The sequence below is a fragment of the Leptolyngbya sp. FACHB-8 genome, from assembly GCF_014695575.1.
GTDB lineage: Bacteria > Cyanobacteriota > Cyanobacteriia > Elainellales > Elainellaceae > Vacuolonema.
On record NZ_JACJOO010000087.1, the window covers coordinates 199,118 to 220,687 of the forward strand.

General features: G+C 46.4%; 12 protein-coding genes. 5 read left to right on the forward strand and 7 right to left on the reverse strand.

Annotated elements, in window-relative coordinates:
- Positions 1-17 precede the first annotated feature (17 nt).
- The gene (locus H6F91_RS25610; RefSeq protein WP_190789541.1) at positions 18-2,159 is read left to right on the forward strand and encodes a glycosyltransferase; all 2,142 of its coding nucleotides are present in this window, start codon (positions 18-20) and stop codon (positions 2,157-2,159) included.
- A 390-nt stretch (positions 2,160-2,549) separates the two neighbouring features.
- Here H6F91_RS25610 and H6F91_RS25615 read toward each other — a convergent pair whose 3' ends face one another.
- Together H6F91_RS25615 and H6F91_RS25620 are read right to left on the reverse strand one after the other, a co-directional pair.
- On the reverse strand, positions 2,550-3,050 hold the full coding sequence (locus H6F91_RS25615; protein WP_190773229.1) for a type IV pilin-like G/H family protein: 501 nt from the start codon (positions 3,048-3,050) through the stop codon (positions 2,550-2,552).
- Positions 3,051-3,557: 507 nt separating this feature from the next.
- A complete protein-coding gene (locus H6F91_RS25620; protein WP_190773230.1) occupies positions 3,558-3,848 on the reverse strand; it encodes a hypothetical protein in 291 nt (96 codons plus the stop codon).
- Between the two features lies 1 nt (position 3,849).
- Here H6F91_RS25620 and H6F91_RS28090 point away from each other — a divergent pair, with 1 nt between their 5' ends.
- Together H6F91_RS28090 and H6F91_RS25625 are read left to right on the forward strand one after the other, a co-directional pair.
- Positions 3,850-4,092, forward strand: a complete 243-nt coding sequence (locus H6F91_RS28090) for a hypothetical protein (RefSeq protein WP_242035981.1) — start codon at positions 3,850-3,852, stop codon at positions 4,090-4,092.
- Positions 4,093-4,110: 18 nt separating this feature from the next.
- A complete protein-coding gene (locus H6F91_RS25625) occupies positions 4,111-5,217 on the forward strand; it encodes a transposase (RefSeq protein ID WP_347280086.1) in 1,107 nt (368 codons plus the stop codon).
- A gap of 128 nt (positions 5,218-5,345) precedes the next feature.
- Here the strand turns inward: H6F91_RS25625 and H6F91_RS25630 are convergent, their stop codons facing one another.
- The 5 genes from H6F91_RS25630 to H6F91_RS25650 all read right to left on the reverse strand — a co-directional run bounded on the left by H6F91_RS25630 (position 5,346) and on the right by H6F91_RS25650 (position 15,074).
- Positions 5,346-7,022, reverse strand: coding sequence for a glycosyltransferase family 2 protein (locus H6F91_RS25630; RefSeq protein WP_190773231.1), 1,677 nt, complete (start codon positions 7,020-7,022; stop codon positions 5,346-5,348).
- A gap of 119 nt (positions 7,023-7,141) precedes the next feature.
- Positions 7,142-9,409, reverse strand: coding sequence for an O-linked N-acetylglucosamine transferase, SPINDLY family protein (locus H6F91_RS25635; RefSeq protein ID WP_190789542.1), 2,268 nt, complete (start codon positions 9,407-9,409; stop codon positions 7,142-7,144).
- Positions 9,410-9,425: 16 nt separating this feature from the next.
- Entirely contained in the window at positions 9,426-11,681 is a 2,256-nt protein-coding gene (locus H6F91_RS25640; RefSeq protein ID WP_190773233.1) for an O-linked N-acetylglucosamine transferase, SPINDLY family protein, read from the reverse strand.
- Between the two features lie 324 nt (positions 11,682-12,005).
- Entirely contained in the window at positions 12,006-12,509 is a 504-nt protein-coding gene (locus H6F91_RS25645; RefSeq protein WP_190773234.1) for a type IV pilin-like G/H family protein, read from the reverse strand.
- A gap of 294 nt (positions 12,510-12,803) precedes the next feature.
- Positions 12,804-15,074 (reverse strand): PAS domain-containing protein, encoded by a 2,271-nt coding sequence (locus tag H6F91_RS25650; RefSeq protein ID WP_206754979.1) that lies wholly within the window; start codon positions 15,072-15,074, stop codon positions 12,804-12,806.
- A gap of 1,120 nt (positions 15,075-16,194) precedes the next feature.
- On the opposite strand from H6F91_RS25650, the gene H6F91_RS25655 reads away from it, so the two are divergent.
- Positions 16,195-19,626 (forward strand): PAS domain-containing protein, encoded by a 3,432-nt coding sequence (locus tag H6F91_RS25655; protein WP_190773236.1) that lies wholly within the window; start codon positions 16,195-16,197, stop codon positions 19,624-19,626.
- A 17-nt stretch (positions 19,627-19,643) separates the two neighbouring features.
- Positions 19,644-21,425, forward strand: coding sequence for an EAL domain-containing protein (locus tag H6F91_RS25660; RefSeq protein ID WP_347280087.1), 1,782 nt, complete (start codon positions 19,644-19,646; stop codon positions 21,423-21,425).
- The last annotated feature ends 145 nt before the right edge of the window (positions 21,426-21,570 follow it).

The window sequence follows — 21,570 nt, forward strand, 5'->3', positions numbered from 1 at the left end:
CACGTTCAGAAGCAACTATGACAACCACGCCAGCGCCTTCCCAATCCTACCGGTTTTGTGTCGAGCGATCGCCCACTCGAATCTACCAACGGCTTATTGATGGGTTTGTTGAAGCACTGGCTCAGTTAGGGCATACGGTCGAGCTATTAAATCCATCGAATTTTACACAATCCAGTTACATAAACTACATCAATGATCAGGGATTTGATTTTGTTTTAATCACTAATTCTTCGTCCTCCTTATGCCGGTATATGGAAGCGGTAGAGGGTTATGGGTTTGAAGCCATTAATACAAAAATTATTTTCATTCATCATGATTCCTTATTTAGTGGTTTACTGGAGCTGAATGAAATTAAGCATTTGCTTACTGCCTTTTGTAACCACCGAGAGAGAACCTATCATTTTTGCTTGGAGTATTCCAATTATTTAGACTTGAGAAGTTTGGGAATATCTCATGCTTTTACAGTTTCTCATGTCTCTGAATACTCATACTTATCACCTCCCCATACTTATCAGTACGACGTATCTTTTGTAGGTCACGTCCTACCATCTTTGGGAGATGAGATGTGGGATATGCCATTTGCCCATCGGGTACGGGCAGATGTATGGCAACGGATTGCTGATTTAGATACGGCTTTAGAACCTTCAGCCGTCAAGTTTGCTACGACCTATGCTGATCCCAAAAATCCTATTGATTTTTTTAGTCTTAAACACTTCTATATTTCGTTGCTACATATTTATTCTCAGCATTCCAGAGGCGAAATCATTCGACGAATTCAAGATGTTGAGATGGACATCATCGGAGGCGATCCAGCCTACTTACATAAGGTTGATTTGAACCGTAGGATTGAAAAAGAAACGGTTCGCTATCATCCTCCCCTATCCGACTATGCACAGGCACGCAATCTCTATTGCAACTCCCAAATCAACCTTAATATCACCTCTCTACAATTTGATACGGCGGTGATTAATCGGGTTATTGATGTGGGGGCAGTGGGTGGTTTTGTGCTGACGGATTGGCGATCGGACTTGCAAAAACTCACTAGTGTTGCTGAGGAAATCTCCTACCGAAGCATTGAGGAATTGAACGGCAAGCTTCGCTACTACCTCCACCCTGACCATCAATCTGAGCGGTTAGAAATTGCAGCCGCTCTACATCAGGATGTAACGAAGAAGTGCACTTACTCTACAGTAGTCGATTACATTTTAAGAACTATTACGACTATGTCTACAGGAGCAACAGAATCTCTACGAGTTGACTTAGGCTGTGGCGGCTGGAAAGCCGAAGGGTTCATTGGGGTAGATATTTCTCCTGGCCCTGGTGTTGATGTAGTGGCAGATTTAAATCGCCGCTTTCCCTTTGCGGACAACAGTGTAGAAGTGGTCAAAGCTTACGATGTCGTGGAGCACCTACCCGATCGCCTCCACACGATGAATGAGATCTGGCGTATATGTCAGCATGATGCGATCGTTGATATTCGCGTTCCATCTACGGATGGCCGGGGAGCCTTTCAAGACCCAACCCATGTGAGTTTTTGGAACATTAATTCCTTCAAATATTACTGTGTTGAATATCCTCCCTACTGGAACCTTTGCCAGAATTACGGCTTTCGAGGAGCCTTTACCCTGGTAAGTCTAGAGGAGGAGTACTCAGAGGAAGAAGTTGTTCATGTTCGAGCTATCTTGAAGGCAATTAAACAGCCTGAACTAGGGGGCGATGGAAGTCTTATTTCTGGTGCCAGTGCCATAGATGAGGGCAGTTTAAGCTCCGTTAACTTGCTCCTATGCCCCAACTGGGAAGCCGACGAAGATTCTTTAAGTCAACAGCTTGCCCAGTTTTTACAAATTATTGTGTCGCATCCTAAAAAACGCTCAATAACGGCTCTCATTACTTCAGAAGATGTCGATATAGAGGCGATCGATTTACTGCTGGCTACGGTTATGATGTCCGTTCTGGAAGAGGTGGAAATTGATGAATCTGAAGGAGAACCAAATATTATATTAATCACCTCAGCTCAAGTTCCCCAACTGAAAGCTGTAGCGTCTCACATTACAGCCCATGTTCTCCTGGAAGATAGTCACCTAGCCCCTTCAGGTCTTGAATCTGTACCATCTATTTCTTTAAAGGATTTGGAAACCAGCGATTACTTAAGTTTTTAGAGGACAGACATCTAAACTTAGGAACTCGCAAGAAAATAGAATCCCAATACTTGAGGGGGAAGGCTGACGGAGTCAGCCTTCCCCCTCAAGTATTGGGATTCTATTTCTAAAATTATTACTGTTTCCCTATGCCTTTTCCCCTATTTCTTTTTGAAACTCGGGTAGTGTGGGATGTACCCCAGCCCAAGTTTCAAAAAGAAATGGGGAAAAAACTTCACAAATGCACTGCAGCATTATGCTCGTGGTGTGCGAATTAATCCAGCCCACCTTACTGAATTAACGTCCTTGCAAACGCTATATACAAAAACAACTGGAGTGCAAGACTCCAGTTGTGTAATGAAGTGGTAAAGCAAGAAGCTGTCTGTGACAGTGACAACCTTCTGCTAAAGATTACTGTCCAACAGCCGGAGCAGTAGCGGGACAGGCAGTTAGGCCAGTCATGGCAGGCGCGGCTTGAGGGCCAGTGGAAGCTGTAGTTTCGCAAACAATACCAGGGGTGGTATTACCGCTAACCCATACACGCCCACCATAAGCTTTCAGAGCGTTCTTCCGAGCAGATGCTTGGATAGTCCCTTCGGTGCTGTTGCCCGAGATGACGTAGGTGTAGTTCTGGGTGGAAGAAGCGATGCCACCTTCCAAGCTTGCTCCATCAGGGCTGAAGGTACCATACTCAACAAAGTAAGCCTGCTGGGCACGGTTGATGGAACCCACGTAGGTCTTCGCTTCAGACTGGCGAGCTTTGTTTGCCTGGTTCAAGAAAGAAGGTAGAGCAATAGCAGACAGAATACCAATGATCACGATAACCACCAGCAGTTCAATCAGGGTGAAACCGGAATCTTGACGCTTCTGTGCGAGGTGTTGGATGAATTTGGCTTTCAGTTCGGTTTTCATTAGAGTGTGTCTCCTTGAGTTGCGGGATATGGGTTTCTAACTCCTAGAGATAACTTGCCCACCTGCGATCAGTTTCATATCACCCCCTCAAAAAAATCTTTCGTCCTCTTTCTCCCAAGGTTGGTCTTGCCCTGAAATGGGCTTCTGGAGGGGCTGTAGTCAAATGTAGCGATCGCTCTATAACTACCTGCTCAGGCGTTGTATGAGATTCCACCTCCCTTTTTTGTGTTCTTGTTTCTAGCTCATGACTGGGCACCAGGCGATACTGTGTTCATGTTTTAAGGTGTGTTGTAAAGCCATAGTCATATCTAGACTTTGGACTAAATTGGGTTTCGTAAGCTGAAAAGCTCGCGTAGCTAGATTCTCAGCTTACGAAACCCAGAAAGCCTATCGAATTGCGAAACGCACTTCTAGAGTGCGTTTCGCAATTCGATAGGCAAATTTAGTCCGAACGTCAGTTAATACCGAGAGAGCTTTCTGGCTTTTTTTACCTGACTAACCGACTCTTTAAACATCCTTTACAGCAGTTCCCGCTTGAGTAAACCACAGCCATTTTTGTGGGAGCCGCGCTCCGCGCGGCTCCCACAAAAATGACCAGACCTCAGGCGATCGAAAATAGCTGTAAGCTGGGTCGAGGTTGAGGTTATGGGGATTGAAAAAAGCTATACCACCTGCTAACTGGACAGTGCGAAGTTCTCCTCCTAATTGAAGGTAGAAGATAAAAAAAGGACATTCCAGTCCCAAACCGGGCGGAATGTCGGAAACTGGCTGAAATACACAACAATCAGCCACGTTCATTATGAAACTCTATCAACGCATTGAGCAAATCTTGCTCCAGTTTCGTCCCGTCTTTCGTCGTGAAGCAACCTTCGAGTGGTTTGTCCTGTTGTTTTGGGGCGTGGTGTTGAGTACGCAACCACCTGCGGTGACAAGCTACCTCAATGCTTTGGGATTGAGCGAAGGCTATTATCATCAAGCCCTGCATTGGTTCCATTCCAGTGCATTTTGTATCGATAGCTTGTGCCAGGCGTGGGCAGAGTAGCTGGGCGAACATCCGTTTGTGAACCGTTTGCAGGGTGAGCGCTTGTACGTCGGTGATGGCATCAAAGTGGGCAAGGAAGGGCGCAAGATGCCAGGGGTGAAGGGACTGCACCAAGAATCGAGTGATGTGAGCAAACCCGAATGGATTCGCGGACACTATTTCAGTGCCTTGGGATTGCTGATGGGGTGCGGTACGGCGTTGTTTGCGGTGCCGCTCGTCTTCAAATTGCACGATGGGATTGAAGGGGCAGAGTCTGAATCGCAGGAGTTGACCCTGGTGGATAAGATGGCGCACTTGTGCGTCAGCTACATGAGTGTGGGGAGCTATGCATTGCTCGATGCCTACTATGCCTCGGCGAACGTTTTGCAATCGTTGCGTGCCCATGGACTGCACCTGATTAGCCGTGTGCGAATTTCTACTGTTGCCCGTGCCCCGTTCAGTTCACTTCCTGGCAAGTCCGGTCGGGGCCGCCCACGCAAATGGGGGAGCAAGATTGCCCTCCAAGACCTATTTGCCCCTCCAGAGGCGTGTCTCAAAGCTGTCGTCTGGCTCTATGGTCAACCCACAATGGTCTACTATCAGTGCTTTGAATTCTTCTGGGATAGCCCAGAGGCGAGCGTCCTATTTGTCTTGACCCAATTGCCCAACGGCAAGCGCATGATTCTGCTCTCCAGCGATGTCAAACTTACCGGAACACAGGTGATTGAGTCCTACGGCAAGCGCTTCAAGATTGAAGTTTGTTTTAGAACGTTGGTTCTGCTCCTAGGTGGCTTTGCCTATCAGTTTTGGCTCAAACTGCTCGACAAGACACCGCAGTTCCCGTCCAATCTTCGCCTCCAAGACTATGACCCGGCTCAACAACGCCAAATTAAGCAAAAAGTGGAAGCCTTTGAACGCTTTGTCAATCTCCATGCGATCACCCTCGGTGTGCTGCAAATCTTAGCGCTAGAATTGCCTCAATCGATTTGGAAGAATTTCCCTCGGTGGTTCCGAACCCTACCCGAACACGGTTATCCAAGCGAACAAATTGTGCGCCTGACGCTTCAGCATCAACATCCACTGATTTTTTCACGAAGTAGACCTACTCTACTTCTGCCTCAATTGCTCGCCGATAAAGCTGGGTAATCTCCATCACTGAATAAGCTTGAGTTAGCGCATTGGTGCCACTATCGAGGGGTACCAATAACTTTGCACTGTCCAGCTGCTAAGTGGTATAGCTTTTTTCAATCCCCATAACCTCAACCCTAGAGTACTTATTGTAATTCTGGAATGGTGTGAGCTAAAGGGTTAATAATGATACCAGGTGGTTGCGGTTTGTATGCGTAATCCTCCTCGTGAATTAGTACTAGGGGCAACCATGTCGGAAGAATATCCGATTCATCTTCTGCCCTAACCATTAAAACAGGGTTTCTACGAAGCCAGGAAAATGTAGATAAAGTCCTGAAGCATAAAGTTTCAAAGAGTAAGGGTACCCAACCCCTGGATGCCCACTGCTCCGCCCAAAATGCAAAGGGCTTACAATTTATGTGGCCATAACCTGGTTGGTCAGGAGCAGCGGCTGAGAAAAGGACTATATGTCCAGCATGCCTTTCAATGTTATCAAGTAAGACTGCTTCACTACCAGGGTTTAAATGCTCTGCCACCTCGCTACAAATCACCAAATCAAATTTTTGAGATAATTCTAATGGTTGGTGTAGATCATGAGTTAAATAATTGGATGCGGGTATATATAAAGCTTCAGGCTCTATTCCATCAATACCAGCTATTTGGGCTACTCCAAAATTATTTAGTAATTTCAAGTACTGACCTAGCCCACAGCCAATATCAAGAGCGCTCACCGGAGAAAATCGCTCGTATAGATATCGAAACGGAGGAATATCTAAGAAGAGATTCTTTAGATGCCAATCCGGCTCAAAAGCAGTATTAATAGACTGATTCTGTTCACTAAAGGTTCCTGGTTCGACATCTGTGTTGTATAGCTCATAAGGATTGAAATGAATTTCTGGGCCTTTAATATAGTTCTGAAAGCTTCTTACTGTTTCCATTAAGAGATTACTACTAACTACTTCATCATATTGGTTTTCCGAGCCAACCAGTTTAAATTTTCCACTCCGAATATTATCGGGCCATTGAGAATTGCCAGGAGTTTGTGCATAGTTGAGCGAAATATTTACCAATTCACTTTCTGAAAAATTTTCACCTGCTTTTAATCTTTGATATAAACTTCGCCATTGCCTAGTCTCGTTTGGATCATGAAAATTTTGTTTTTTATCCTTAAGTTGATAGGCAATTTCACCAAAGATCACTTTTTTAGTAATTTGAAATTTGCTGCGAACCGGGAAATGAGCGAGTGATAAATTTCTCAGCTTGATTTTTGAGATATCATATGACGAAGAAGTATTATGGTTTCCCTGAGTAAGTGTGAGATCATGAATGCAGAGTTCTGGATTTCTTAAAACTACTTTGTAATATTGAGGAATTTCTCTGTTTCTGAAAAAGTTGAACTGATCTAATTGAGCTTTTGGGCTCTGGTCATTGGCTAGCTTGGGGGAAATAACATATGTCTTCCAACCCCAAAAACCAACCCCAGGAGATTCAATTTCATTCAATGACTCTACAAAAACATCATAGCTTTCACAATCAATAAACTCATCAGCGTCTAGAGGAATGACATAGTCTATGGGACTGGTAAAACAAAGCCGTCTGAGTAAGTTTGTCATTTTTTCAGACTGAAAATAAGCATATTCATAATCATCAGATAAGCAAATTGGTAAACCTTCTTGCATTAACAGTTTAAGAATCAACCGTGTTGAATCCGTTGAACAATTATCAAAAACAATAATTCCGTCCAGAAATTGCAAGTTATGACGAATAAAGCTCTCTATGATATCCTCTTCATTCTTCACCATGGAAATTCCAATAACTTGCATCGTTTTTACTCCTCAACTAAAATATGGCTCAAGGTTCAAGAACTACTTCCTAATTCATCTAGGTGTTCCAAATGACTTAGAGTATTTAAAGAAGCTAGTGTATTTCTGTGTTAATAAGTTTATTTCATAGAGTTTTTTCCATCACTATTAAGATAGCGCTGCCACATTTGCTCAAAGGCGCTTTCCATATCGCGAGTAAATTGTTCGGCATTCCACAAGGGAGAGGTTTGGCGCGATCGCCATAATTCAGCTTGTACCTGTTCCCGTAGTCCCGCATCGGTGCCAAAGCGTACCCCCCACTCAATATACTCCGCCGCAGAGTGAGCAATACCCGCTTCGATTCCAGCATGGCGCAACATTGCATAGCTGTTACGACTGGCAAACTGTTGTCCTACCCGTGTCACCAAAGGAATCCCCATCCATAGGGTTTCCATGGTTGTCGTAGCCCCGGTATAGGGAAAGGTATCGAGAACAACGTCGGCAATACTCAGGTTAGCTCGATGGGTGGCTTCATCTTTGTCGAGTTCTAGAAACCGGAAGCGATCGCGACTGATGCCCTCCATCTCAGCCGCCTGAAAGAGGGCATTGCGGAGAGAGTTATTATCACCAATACCTTTCAGCAATAAGTAGCTATTGGGAACTTGCTTCAGGATTTGGAGCTGGCAGGACACAGTTTCAGGGTGGCGTTTGATTGCTGTTTGGGCACTGAAATAAACTACAGCATCTGATGGAATATTTAGGGCTTTTCGCTGTAAAGATGGCACTCCTACCTCAAAACCATCGACAGCAATATATGTTCGCGGCAAGCGCCAAAGTGCCTCAGCATAATACTCATTAGCATGGTCAGGCACCACCAATGGATCGACCAGGAAATAATCTACCGTAGGTAAACCGCTCGCATCGTAACCTAGCCATGTTACCTGTACAGGGGCAGGCTTAAGCGCCATGACAGCATAAGTATCTTCTGATGTGACGCTGTCTAAGTCCACCAGAATATCAATCTCATCGTCATAGATCTTCTGGGCTGTTTCATGGGGTTTCCCATAAACGGCAAAAGAGCGGGTTGCGGGTCGAGCAAACCATGTTTCGCTGAAGGTCGAAAGCCCATTAAGCGGCAATTCATGGCTCTGAAAATAGGCATAAAACTCAAAGCGACTTGCATCATAATGCTGAAAAATCCATCGGCTCAGCCAGCCGATGGAATGTTGATCCATAAATTCTGAAAGAAAACCAATTCTTAGCTTTTCTCGCTGAGTTGTCTGGCGATTTTGGTGAGAAAACACGGGAGAAGCGATCGCCGTTGCTCCTGGTGTGTTTTCTTGATTTTGGAGAGTCTTTAGATAAAAGGAGGATAACCGATTTTGCCAGACTCGACATTCCTTAGGATCATCCTGAATATATTGAAAGTAAAATAAGTTTCGTAGTAAGAAGGATGGGGCTATTTGGAAATCACTTTTTCCTTCATACTCTTGAATAAAACTATCTAGTAATAGCAGCAAGCTTTCTAGTTCTTCTTTTGCCTCTTGCCAACGTTCAGGAATATGAAATAACCCTTCAATTAAAAGACCTTTTGTACGGATTTTTGTCCGAAGATTTTGACACTCTAAAAATAGTTTTTCTGCAAGAGAAGCGGCTTTTTTAAAGTCTCTTCTCTTGATATAAATCATGATTCGTTCATGATTTAAGCCAAAATGTTTTGGATCCAATCTCAGCCCTGCCTCTGCATAAGTAAGGGCGATATCAAAGTCTTCATGAAGAATACTTCGTTGACGGAGCTGTACAGCTTTTTCGTTTAAACGATAGACAATTTTTGTTTTATCAGGCAGATAACTGGCTACCTTCTCAATCCATGGCAGAATTTCTGGATCTTCCACATCCCAGGCAAGTACATCTCCTAAGACAGTCTCCATTAAGGAACTGTCTATAGAGACGGACTGGTCGGTATGGCTGGTCAGTGCCTCAAGCAGCCCAGAGCAGATGAGTAGGTTCGAATCAAACTGATTCCCTTGCATAGCAGCCTGAATGCTTTGAAGAATTACATTTACATCGAGAGGATTAATTTCATGGAGATGTTGATATAGCAGGTAAGCTAATTCCCATTTCCCCTGCTGCTCAAGGTTCTGGGTTTTAGTCTGAATGAGTTTTATTAGCTCCTGAAAAAGTTCATTTTCATGGTTCTCATCCACTTCTGAAAAGGCGATCGCCCAAGCCAACTGAGCTGCTTCTTCCTGCCCAGCTAATAGATAAGCCAGGCCTAAAGCCAGATGATGTTGAGGTATTTCTGGTTCCTGCTCGACGAGTGCTTCAAAGCAAGCAGCAGCAGTCAGAAAATCATCACCCTGGAGAGCTTGCTGTCCTTTTTCCTTTAAAACTTCTGGTGAGTTCATAGTTGAAAAGATTGCATTAGTTAGACTGAGACGAGGTTTCTAGATATTGCTGCCACATTTGCTCAAAGGCATTTTCTAGATCCCGAGTGAATTGTTTAGCATTCCACAGTGGGGATGTTTGGCGCGATCGCCATAGCTGACGCTTCACCTGCTCTCGCAAGGCTGCATCCGAGCCGAGCCGCACCCCCCATTCAATATATTCTTCCTGTGAATAGGCAATGCCTGCTTCAATTCCAGCATGACGAAGCATGGCGTAACTGTTGCGGCTGGTGAATTGATTGCCAACCAGGGTGACCAGAGGAATGCCCATCCATAAGGTTTCCAGGGTAGTTGTGGCCCCTGTATAGGGAAAGGTGTCAAGGACGACGTCGGCAATGCTTAAATTGGCACGGTGAGTTGATTCATGCTTAACAGGGGGTAGAAACCGAAAGCGATCGCCTGCAATACCCTCTTCTTCTGCTGTTTGCAGGAATGAATTGCGAAGCGCATCTGCATCGCCCTTCCCCTTCAGAAGCAGGTAGCTGTTAGGAACTTGCTTGAGAATTTCTATTTGACATCGCACCGCATCAGGGTGGCGTTTTGCAGCGGTCTGTGCACTGAAATACACCACAGCATCCGCAGGGATATCCAACTTATCTCGTCGTAATGATGGGACACTCACTTCAAAACCATCAACGGCAATATAGGTTGTCGGCATTCGCCAAATGGTTTCCGTGTAGTAATCATCAGCATGGTCGGGTAGCACAAACCGATCTGCTAAGAAGTAGTCAACAGTCGGGAGACCAGTAGCGTCATACCCTAACCAGGTCACCTGGATACGAGCAGGCTTTAAGGCAAACGTAGCGTAATTTTTTTCAGAGGTAACGCTATCTAAGTCAACCAGAATATCAATGTCATCCTGTTTGATAATTTTTGCAATTTCCTCAGGATCTCCATACACGATACAGGCCCCTGTGGATAGGTCAGCAAACCACTCCTGGCTGAAATCGTCTAACCCTTCGGGGCGGGTCGTATAGATTTTGAAGTAACAGTAAAACTCGAATCGCTCACGATCATAATGTTGAAAAATCCATCGACTAAGCCACCCTACAGAGTGCTTTGTCATGCATTCCGAAAGAAAACCAATGCGTAACTTACGGGACGTACCTAAGACTTGGACCCGATCGGATATAACTGCTTTTTCCTCATGCTGTTTTTGAATGCTATCTACATAAATTTGGGCTAGCTGGTTCTGTAAACTTCGATATTCAACGGGGTTATCTTTAATATATTGATAGAAAAACAAAGACCGAGTTGCCAGTGCACTAGGCATATATAAACCAGGGTTTTCGCTGTATTCCTGAATCAGCTCCCTAAGAAGTTGCAAGATGTCTTCTAGATGGCTTTGACTATCATTCCATCGATCTGATAGATGAATGAGGGCATCAAGCAAAAGACATTTAGCAAAAACTTTTTCCTGTTTGTTTTCACAGTCCATCAAGAGTGCTTCAGCCATTGTGGCAGCTTCTTGATAACGTGCACTTTTAATAAAAATGAAAACTCGCTCATGCTTTAGACCGAAGTTTGTTCCGTCTAAGCGAAGTGCTGCATCAATATACGCTAAAGCTTTAGAAGAATTAGAGTTATAAGGGCTTCGCATCCGAACCTGGATCGATTTTTCATAAAGCTTATGAGTAACAGCTTCCGGGTTAGGTAAATAGCGAGCTGTCTCTTCAATCCAACTGAGCAAATCGCGATTCCCGTCATCCCGAATAATAACTTCCTGTAGCGTTGCGTCTAACAATTCTAAATCGATGGCTTCAGGTTGCTGAATAGTTGTTTCTAAAGTTTCCAGCAGCCCTGTGTTTTCCAAGCGTTCACGGCTCAACAATTCCCCTTTTAAGGCTGTTTGAATACCTTTAAGAATAGAGTTGGTATCTGTAGGTGTGAGTTGATGGAGATGCTGATAGAGAAGGTCAGCAAGTCCCCACTTTTCTTGCCGTTCATAAGCTTCAATTTTGGCTTGAAGGAGTTGAACGAGCTCTCCGAGAAGGAATTCTCCGTCAGCTTCATCTACTTCTGAAAAGGCGATCGCCCACGTTAACTGAGCCGCTTCTTCCTGCCCTATCAGCAAATAAGCCAAGCCCAGGGGTAAGCGGTACTGTATAGCCTGGGGTTGTTTCTCAATTATTTGTTCAAGATAGGTAATGGCTTCTTCAAAGTTGTCAGTTTGAAGAGCTTGCTGACTAGCACGTTGTAGCTCATCCAGGGAAACTATGTTTGAAGAGGGCATGATGGGTGCAGAAAGAGACTAAGCACAAAATGTCATTGATTAGAGTGCCCTGTATAATCCCGCATATTACAGGGGCAAGGCAGATTCTAATACTCATATCTTGCACCAAAAAACAGAACCCTTGACTTTGCATGTACGAAATGCGGGCAAAGTCAAGGGTTTCAGAAAGATCGTCTGAACGAATGTAACGTTGGTTTGGGGTGAGCTGACGTGCACTTTCCAACCGGTCAAAAATCACCATTCTCGATGCTTGCACTTTGGGCACCATCGAAAACGTTCTTAACCGGGCTCAGGCGACGAACTCAGGCCGAACTCAGGTTCGTGTTACTGGTTGACCCGGGGAAACCCGATTGGGCAATCAGGCCAATCAGCTGGATCCCAACTGGGTGCAGTCTGAACCGGTATATCAGACTCGCAAACAAGACTCTTTAAAAGATTGCCATCAACTTTCACCTGCCCTCCATAGGACTTTAGTGCTTCCTTCCTGGCTACTGCATCAATCACTGCATCTCCGTTACGGTTGCCGTTGATGGTGTATTCATAGTTTTGAGTTTCCAGGTCAATTCCTGCATCCAAACTTGCCATGCTGGCACCAAACTGGCCGTACTCAATATAGTAGGCCTGTTGCGCACGGTTGATGGAGCCTACATAGGTCTTTGCCTCGGATTGACGAGCCTTATTCGCTTGATTTAGAAAGGAGGGGAGCGCGATCGCTGACAAAATACCGATAATGACAATCACAACCAACAGCTCAATCAACGTAAAGCCTCTTTCAGAGGGATGTTGAATGAGGTGTTGCAGGAACTTCGCTTGAAACTCGGTTTTCATGGAGGGATCTCAGCTTCGGCGGCAATTGGACTTCTATCACATTGCAACACCCTGAAAATAGAGATACAGCCCTGAATACAAAAGCACTTCATAAAAGTACCCCTGTAACTTCATCGGGGCTTCATGAAAACACTTTCCTTATCTAATGAATTTAACCGAAATTACTGAAAAAAGGGATTATGTTTTGAAATATGTCCTGCCCATACCCACTCAAGCCCTCGTTTCCAAAAGGGTACGAAAACTTGAATGAGCAGAGATCACCCCATTGAGAACTAATTCTTTTTTTATAGCTGCTTATTGCTTAATTGGAATTTCAACCCGGAAGGTAGTTCCGTCCCCCTGCTCTGATTCGCAAACTAAACGGCCACCGTGGCGTTCTGTGACAATTTGGTAGCTAATAGACATACCGAGTCCCGTCCCCTGACCTACGGGCTTTGTGGTGAAGAAGGGGTCAAAGATACGGGACTGAAGGGTTTCGGGGATACCAAGACCATTATCGGAAATAGCGATCGCTACCCAATTCTCCCGGCATATACCAGTTTGAATTCGAATCTGTGGGATAAAGGCATTCCCTTCTTCCGCCCGGCTCTCGACCGCCTCTTCCAGGGCGTCGATAGCATTGCTCAAAATATTCATAAATACTTGATTGAGCTGGCTGGCGTAACACTCGACCAAAGGTAACTCCCCGTACTCACGCTGTAACTCCACTCCAGGGAAGCTGGGACGTGGCTTAATTCGGTTCTGCAGAATGAGTAAAGTACTCTCTAGCCCCTCGTGCAGGTTCACGGCCTTAAACTCGGCCTCATCCATGCGTGAGAAATTACGCAGCGACATGACAATTTTCTGAATCCGTTCGGCTCCTAAACGCATGGAGGATACCAGTTTTGGTAAATCGCCCATGACAAAGTCCAGATCCATCTGGTTGGCAAGGGTCATGATTTCTTTAGGAGGCGTGGGGTAAAAGCTACGGTACAGCTTTACCAGTTGCAACAAATCCCGAGTGTAGTTGCTGGCATGTAATAAGTTTCCATAAACAAAGTTGATGGGATTATTGATTTCATGGGCAATACCGGCAACCAGTTGCCCCAGGCTCGACATTTTTTCACTCTGCACCAATTGGGCCTGCGTATTTTGCAGTTGTTGCAGCGCTTGCTCTAGATCCATGGCCTGTTGGCGTAACTCTGCTTCTGATTGGCGCAGAGCCGCCTCAGCTTTTTGGCGATCGCTCACCTCAAACTGCAGCTTCGAGACTAGCTTCGCCAGGGCTGCCGTGCGTTGCTCAACCCGCTTTTCTAGTTCCTCATTAATGCGCTGAATATCCTCTTCAGCCTGCTTACGGACAGTAATGTCCATCGATATGCCCGTAATACCAATGATGTGTCCGGCTTCATCCCGTAATGGTGTTTTGCTGGTAGAAAACCAACGGGTTTCACCGCTGGCGATCATTACCTCTTCTTCCAGCGTCAATGGCTCGCCGGTCGTCAGGATAGCCTCATCTTCTTGATGAAATTTCTCGAGCTGCTCGGGTGGGACGATCTGGTGGTTGAATCTGCCGATAAGGGTTTCAGGAGTTTTTTGCCAAATTTGACAGAAGGCCTGATTAGCAGCCAGATAACGGCCTGCCTTATCTTGCAACCAGACTCGATGAGGAATATTTTCTAGAACGGACAATAAAATTCGTTGCTGCTGTCGAGTTTCAGCCTCGGCTAGCTTGCGTTCAGTGGTATCTCGTAGGATACCGATCGTGCGCCAGGGGGCATTGGGGGCAGCGGGTACGGCTCGGCCGATCGAGCGGAACCACCGGATTTCCCCCGTTTTGGTAAACATGCGATACTCCGCATCAAATGAGGTTTGGCCGGTGCGATCGCCCAGATGGGCTTGCAATTCTGTCAGCACCCACTCTCGATCGTCCGGGTGAATGATTTGAATCCAACTATCCAACCCATTTGGAAAATCGGTCTCATCGCTATAACCTAACAATGAGCGAAATTGCTGTGACCACCAGATCTCGTAGTAGGCATGGGTCGGCCGCTTTGCAGAAACCTCAATTTCCCATAGCCCTTCGTTGACAGCCTGGCTAATAGTTTCAGAGAGGTAGGTGAGCCGCTCCAGAGCACGTTCTTGAAGCTTTTGTTGAGTGATGTCGGTCAGGCTAACTAGCCAGCAGGGGCGTGCCGTGTCGGGTAGCGGTGTTGTGTTCAGCGTGACGATGCGAAGTTCGCCATTAGATTTGCAGATGGCCCGTTCTTCCGGACACCTAATGGGAGGAGTGGTGGGAGAAGGGGAAGATGGCTGTAATGCTTCAGTGGCAGGAATAACACCATGGGCCGGTTTGAGAATCTCAAAATCTGGCTGTTGCAGTAATGCTTCCAGCTTCTTTTCAACAAATTCGCAAAACGCATTGTTTGCCCACACCAGACAATGGCGGTCATCTTTGATATAAACCGCTTGGGGTATCTGGTTTAGGGCGATCGCCAGCAGGGGCTGTAACTCTGTCTGGGGTATGTTCGAGCTGGAAGGCATAAACTCAGGCAACAATTCCGACGAAACCTCCCCAACATCCATGGCAGTCTGATCCGGCTCTGAGGTACGCCAACTTAAGGACGGCACTTCGGTATTAGACGGTATCTAAAGTTCTCACCCGCCGTTTAACGATTCTATCCGGACTCTTTTAGAATTCCCAGTGTTGGAAGCTGAATCCCATAGAGATTTGGGTAACGGGGAAGAGCAAGGGACTACTTGCTTTGAAAAGAATTACGGCGCTCTGCGCTTGAATCAGCCACGGTTGTTTTTGTGAGAGTCGCACTCCCACGCGGCTCTCACAGAAACAACCGAGTTTTAAGCGCTTGAAAAGCGCTGTAAATACAGATAGAGCTTGAATGGAAGGAAATACCAATCCTTCATAAAGACACCCGATAGGGGGGGGTAGCCCCTTGTTCTTCAATAAGTTGTTGAATATGACATGAAAGTGAATGAGTCCGATACAGAGTCCGGTTTTGCGGCAACGTTTCAGTGCCAGAAATGGCATTCCTTCCTACGCAAGAGGTTCTCACATATTAGGAGTTCACTATCTAGCTTCCATGTAGTTGTAAGAGTACTGATGACCCTGAAATAGGGCGATCGCAAGCCTTATTGAAATACCAAGAAAGTAGGGGTGGAGTCCCTCGCGCTTGCTTCTGCTTTTTCTTAAAGTTCTATAGCTATAGTGAACAAGCTAATTCAGAAAAAATACGGTTTTGATTATTTCCTCTAATCACTTTATACTGTAATTTACAGATGAATTTTATCGAAAACTAATTCATCTCAGTATAGCTCTCAGTCTATCAGTATTTAACCTGTTGATTTCATGGATATACCAGGTTAATCAACATCTCAAGTACTGGCTAAAACAGGGTTGGCTTTACGAAAGTTAATCCGTTTAGAGCATCTCCAGGAAGTATTTTTCTATTAGGGTGTAGTAATTTAATAATCGTTGTTAAAAAAATAGCTTTTGGAACACGACTGGGAATCCTATACTTATAGAGCGCTTCATGTCCTAAGAGAGTGTTGAAAAGTTGATTTTGGGCTTCGTCCACAAGGACCATTCATTTCTAAGGCTTTTCGATACCTTCTACTGTGTTCCTGAGATGAAATTTTTCAAGCTTTCACGTCATTACCAATAATGTGTGACTTTTAAATTCTGGGCATGAGTCATTCCTCTTCAAATCGCCTCCCATCTCCAATCGTCTTGACCCTCAATTCGGAAGCAAATCCATTGCCTGATCTTGGTAGTAATTCTGGTCATCAAGAGCCAGAAATTCATAGAGTTTATCGTCTGCTTCGGGCCATCAGTGAATCACCCCATTGGGAATCGGCTTTAGATGCAGCGCTGATGGGGATTTGCCAGATGGTGGGGTGGGATTGTGGAGAGGTTTGGCTACGAGGAGCAAACTCAGCACAATTCATACTGAGAACGGCTTACTGTCACCGTTCGAACCCATGTACGCAGCCCGAGAGTTGCCTTGGAGAGTTTCTTGTGGCGCGAGTCGGGCGATCGCGCCACCTTGAATGGATTACAGATCAATCAGAACTTGAAGAAAGTTTACTGTGTGGTGCAACCAATCATCACGCGAAAATCCAGACAGCTTGTGGGGTTCCGGTTCTAGCATCGGATGAAATTGTGGCAGTGTTGGTGTTTTTCTCTGAACAGCTTCAGAAGGAAAATCTTACCTCTGTTGAGTTGCTGCAATTAATAGCCAGCCAGCTGGGACAAGTCGCGCAGCAAAAACAAACCGAGGCTGCCCTGAGGCAATTAAACCAGGAGCTTGAGGCGCGAATTGAACGCCGAACTATGGCCTTACAGGAGAGCGAGGAGCGCTGGCAACTGGCCGTGGAAGCTAGCAGTGCAGGTATTTGGGATTGGAATCTCAAGACTAACGAAGTTTTTCGCTCTCGACGATGGAAAGCAGTGCGGGGGTATGAGGACCATGAAGGTGGCACAGCACCTGATGAATGGAAAGCAAGTATTCATCCTGAGGATCGCGATCGCGTTCTGGCTGCTTTTGCCGATCACATAGCCCAAAAGACGCCTTATTTCCAGTCAGAGTATCGGATTCTGCACAAAGACGGAACGTGTGTTTGGATTCTGGATCGGGGGCAGGGGCTTTGGGATGACGCAGGGAATCTGCTCCGTATGGTGGGCTCAGAAGTTGATATCTCTCCCAGAAAGCGGGCAGAGTTAGCCCTTCAAAAGAGCGAGGCTCGGTATCGGGCTATTGTCGAAGATCAAACGGCGTTGATCTGCCGCTTTCTACCGGATGGCCATTTGACTTTCGCCAACGGAGCCTACTGCCGATCCTTCAACCTCGACCCTAACCAGTATGACCAGGTAAATTTCTGGGATGTGATTGCCGACACTAATTTAGTGATGGTGCAGGAGCAATTACGAGGACTGACCCCTGAAAAGCCAACAGCAACCTATGAGGAGTGCGACCCTCTTCCTGATGGCACCTGTTGCTGGCAAATCTGGACAGATCGCGCCATTTTTGATGCTCAAGGTACGGTTGTGGAATACCAGTCGGTTGGCTATGACATCACCCCTCGCAAGAAGATAGAGCTAGCATTGCAGGAAAATGAAGTCAAACTTCGGCTGTTTGTGGAATATGCCCCAGTCGCCGTGGCCATGTTAGATGAGCATTTTCGCTATCTAGTGGTGAGCAATCGCTGGCGACAGGATTATGAACTGGGCGATCGCCCCCTGATTGGCCATTCCCATTACGAAATTTTTCCCGATCTTCCGTTTCCATGGAAGCAGGCCCATCAGCGGTGTCTGGCGGGGGCTGTCGAAACACGAGAAGCCTACCCTTACCCCCGTGCCAACGGGCAGGTCGATTGGATTTATTGGGAAGCGCGTCCCTGGCATCGACCTGATGGAAGCATTGGGGGTATCGTGATCACAACCGAAATCGTCACGGAACAGCGGCAGGCCCAGGAGCAAATGCAGAATCTGTCCGATCGGTTGACTTTGGCAATTCGTTCGGGAGCTATTGGTATCTGGGAATGGAACATAGCTGAGGACGTGTTGATCTGGGACGATCGCATGTATGAACTCTATGGCGTTGAGCGAGCATCCTTTATTGCTAACGGCCAAAATTGGTTACAGATGCTTCATCCTGAGGATTACTCCCTGGTTGAGCATGCTCTTACTCAAACCATAAAGGGAGAAAAGGAATTTGATGAAGAATTTCGAGTCCAACAGCCTCATGGACAAATCCGCTACATCAAGGCTAGTGCTCGGCTTCAGCGGGGAGAGGCTGGCTGCCCAGAACGCATGATTGGCATTAGTTTTGATGTAACCGAGCGTAAGCAGGCAGAGCAACAACTGCGGCGAACCAATGAGCAGTTAGACCATACCAATCGTGAACTGGAGCGAGCCACACGCCTTAAAGATGAATTTCTAGCAAATATGAGCCATGAGTTGCGAACGCCGCTGAATGCCATTTTGGGTATGGCTGAGGGTTTACAGGAGCAAGTTTTTGGAACTGTCAATGAGCGGCAGAACCAGGCGATCGCCACTATCGAGCGCAGCGGTAATCATCTTCTAGAACTCATCAACGAAATTCTAGATCTGTCAAAAATTGAAGCTGGCAAGCTGGAATTAGATATGGGGCCAGTTTTAGTCCCCAACTTATGCAGCACCAGCATGACCTTTGTGCGTCAGGCAGCCCAGCAAAAACAGATCCGTCTAACAACCGAGGTTGCCGATGATATTTCCATGATTAGTGGGGATGATCGTCGCTTACGTCAGGTGCTGATCAATCTGCTGACCAATGCCGTCAAATTTACACCCGCCGGAGGGCAGGTGCACTTGCAGGTATGGAGAGAAGATACCTCAGCAACTCCCTATCTCTATTTCCGGGTGATAGATACAGGCATTGGCATTGCTTTAGAGGATCAGCACAAGCTATTTCAACCCTTTGTCCAAATTGACAGTAACCTCAACCGGCAGCAGAGCGGTACAGGTTTGGGCCTAGCTCTGGTGCAGCGCATTGTTGAGCTACATGGTGGGCAGGTGTGGGTGAAAAGTGAAGTGGGCCAAGGCAGCTGCTTTACGGTTTCCCTCCCCTGCCGGGATGCGCACGGCTTCAGCGACAAGGTGGAGATGGAGGATCCAGGTTTACTGCCAGATTCCGCTTTGATAGGGGGCGGTTTTTCCAGAGCTGGTACACAAGCTGCTGATACTTTGGAAAATGTTGGCATAAGCAGGCAGGAATTGCCAGTAATTCTCATTGTTGATGACAATCGAGCCAATATTGACAGCATTTTCGATTATCTAAAACACCAGGGCTACCGTTTGATCTTGGCTAAAAATGGGCAAGATGCTTTGGAGAGCATGAAAATCCAGATGCCTGATTTGATTCTGATGGATATTCAAATGCCCGGTATGGATGGCTTAGAAGTTATTCGTCAATTGCGGACAGATGATAACTATGCAACGGTTCCTGTTATTGCGCTGACCGCTTTAGCAATGCCGGGCGATCGCGAACGGTGCCTAGCTGCAGGGGCCAACGATTACCTGACCAAGCCTGTTCGTCTCAAACATTTGGCCAGTACCATTCACACACTTTTGCACGCCTAAAGGGAGCGTTGATGAACATGCAGGCATCTATCCTGGTGGTAGACGACCAACCCGAAAATTTTGACGTTATTGAGGTGTTGCTTCAGGGGCAAGACTATGACCTGAACTATGCCTCCAACGGTTGCCGAGCGATTGAGCGCTTAGAGCACTACTCGCCGGACGTCATTCTGCTTGATGTCATGATGCCCGAGATGGATGGACTGGAGGTTTGCCGCTATTTGCGATCGCACCCCCAATGGCGTACCATCCCGATCATTATGGTGACGGCTCTCACCGCCAAGGAAGATGTGGCGAAATGCTTAGATGCTGGAGCCGATGACTTCATTAGTAAACCGTTGGAACGCATGGAACTGCAATCTCGCATTCGTTCCATGTTGCGGATTAGTTTCCAATATCGGGAAATTCAGCAGTTGTGTGTGCAGTTGCAGGGAGCGAATGATGCTCTTGGCTGTTTTAACGAAGAATTAGAAGAAAAAATTCGTGAACGAACAGCTCAGTTAGAAAACATTATTCTCTATGACACCCTGACCCAGCTACCGAGCCGCACTTATTTATTGCAAGCCATCACTCAGGAGCTGCAGAATAACTGGAATGAAGGAAAGTGTGGCCTTATCTACTTGGATTGTGATCAATTCAAGCTGATCAACGCATCCCTCGGTCACGGTACGGGCGATAAGTTATTAACGAGCATTGCAGAGCGTCTGCAAACTCTGGTAAAGCCAGGAGATGTGCTAGCCCGTACCGGGGAAGACGAGTTTTGCCTGTTTCTCAAGGATGTCGAGAACCAGGACGCTGTTTTTAGCATGGCAAACCGGATCCTGGGGGATTTCAACTCGCCGTTTGAGGTGGATGGGTTTGAGATTTACACAACGGCCTGCCTGGGAATGACGATTCGTGAGGAGAAGCACTGCATGGCCGAGGAGCTGTTGCAGGAGGCGGATACCGCCATGTATCGGGCTAAGAAACAGGGTAAGGGCAGCTACCAACTGTTTGAACGACAGATGCACAGCTCGGCTTTCTGGCGCTTGCAACTAGAACAGGATATGCAACGGGCACTCAAACGACAAGAGTTTCTGGTGCATTACCAGCCGATTATGGATTTGAAGACACTGCAAGTTGCTGGGTTTGAAGCGTTAGTCCGATGGCAGCATCCCGAGCGGGGATTGGTGTCTCCGGCTGAGTTCATTCCCTGTGCAGAAGAAACTGGCCTGGTCGTGCCCCTTGGAATAGAAGTTCTACGGATGGCTTGTGAGCAGCTCCAGGTCTGGCGGAAGCATTCCTCTCATTTAATTATGAGTGTCAACCTGTCAGTGCGTCAGTTTGCCCACCCAACTCTACTCGAAGACATTGAACAAGTATTAGAGGAAACTCAACTAGACCCGCGTTATCTGAAACTAGAGATTACAGAGAGCGCCATTATGGAGAACCCGGAGACGGCGATCGCGCTCACTAAGGAACTGCGGGCCCGCGATATTCAGCTCAGCATTGATGATTTTGGGACGGGCTATTCATCCCTGAGTTACCTCAGCCAATTTCCAGTGGATAGTATCAAAATTGACCGTTCATTTGTCAACAAAATTACGAGTTGTGATGACGGCAAAATTGTGGAAGCCATTGCAACACTGAGTTGTGCATTAAGAATGACAACTGTTGCCGAAGGTATAGAAACTGAACAGCAAGTTTGCTATTTACAGGGGTTAGGTTGTGATTACGGGCAAGGGTATTTCTTTTCAAGACCGTTGCCCGAAGAACAGGTTCTACCATTTCTCTCCCAACATTCGGTATCGTTAGTCCCATAGAGGTTCTCAATCACGCTGAAATACGGGTAATAATACCGTTTTAATATGAAGCTGCGCCAAATAGGGCTTCGAGAATGAAATCGTAGGACGTCAATGACGCAACCCTTTCAGGGGAAATCTTGTCGAGTTCCGAGGTCAGGAGTTT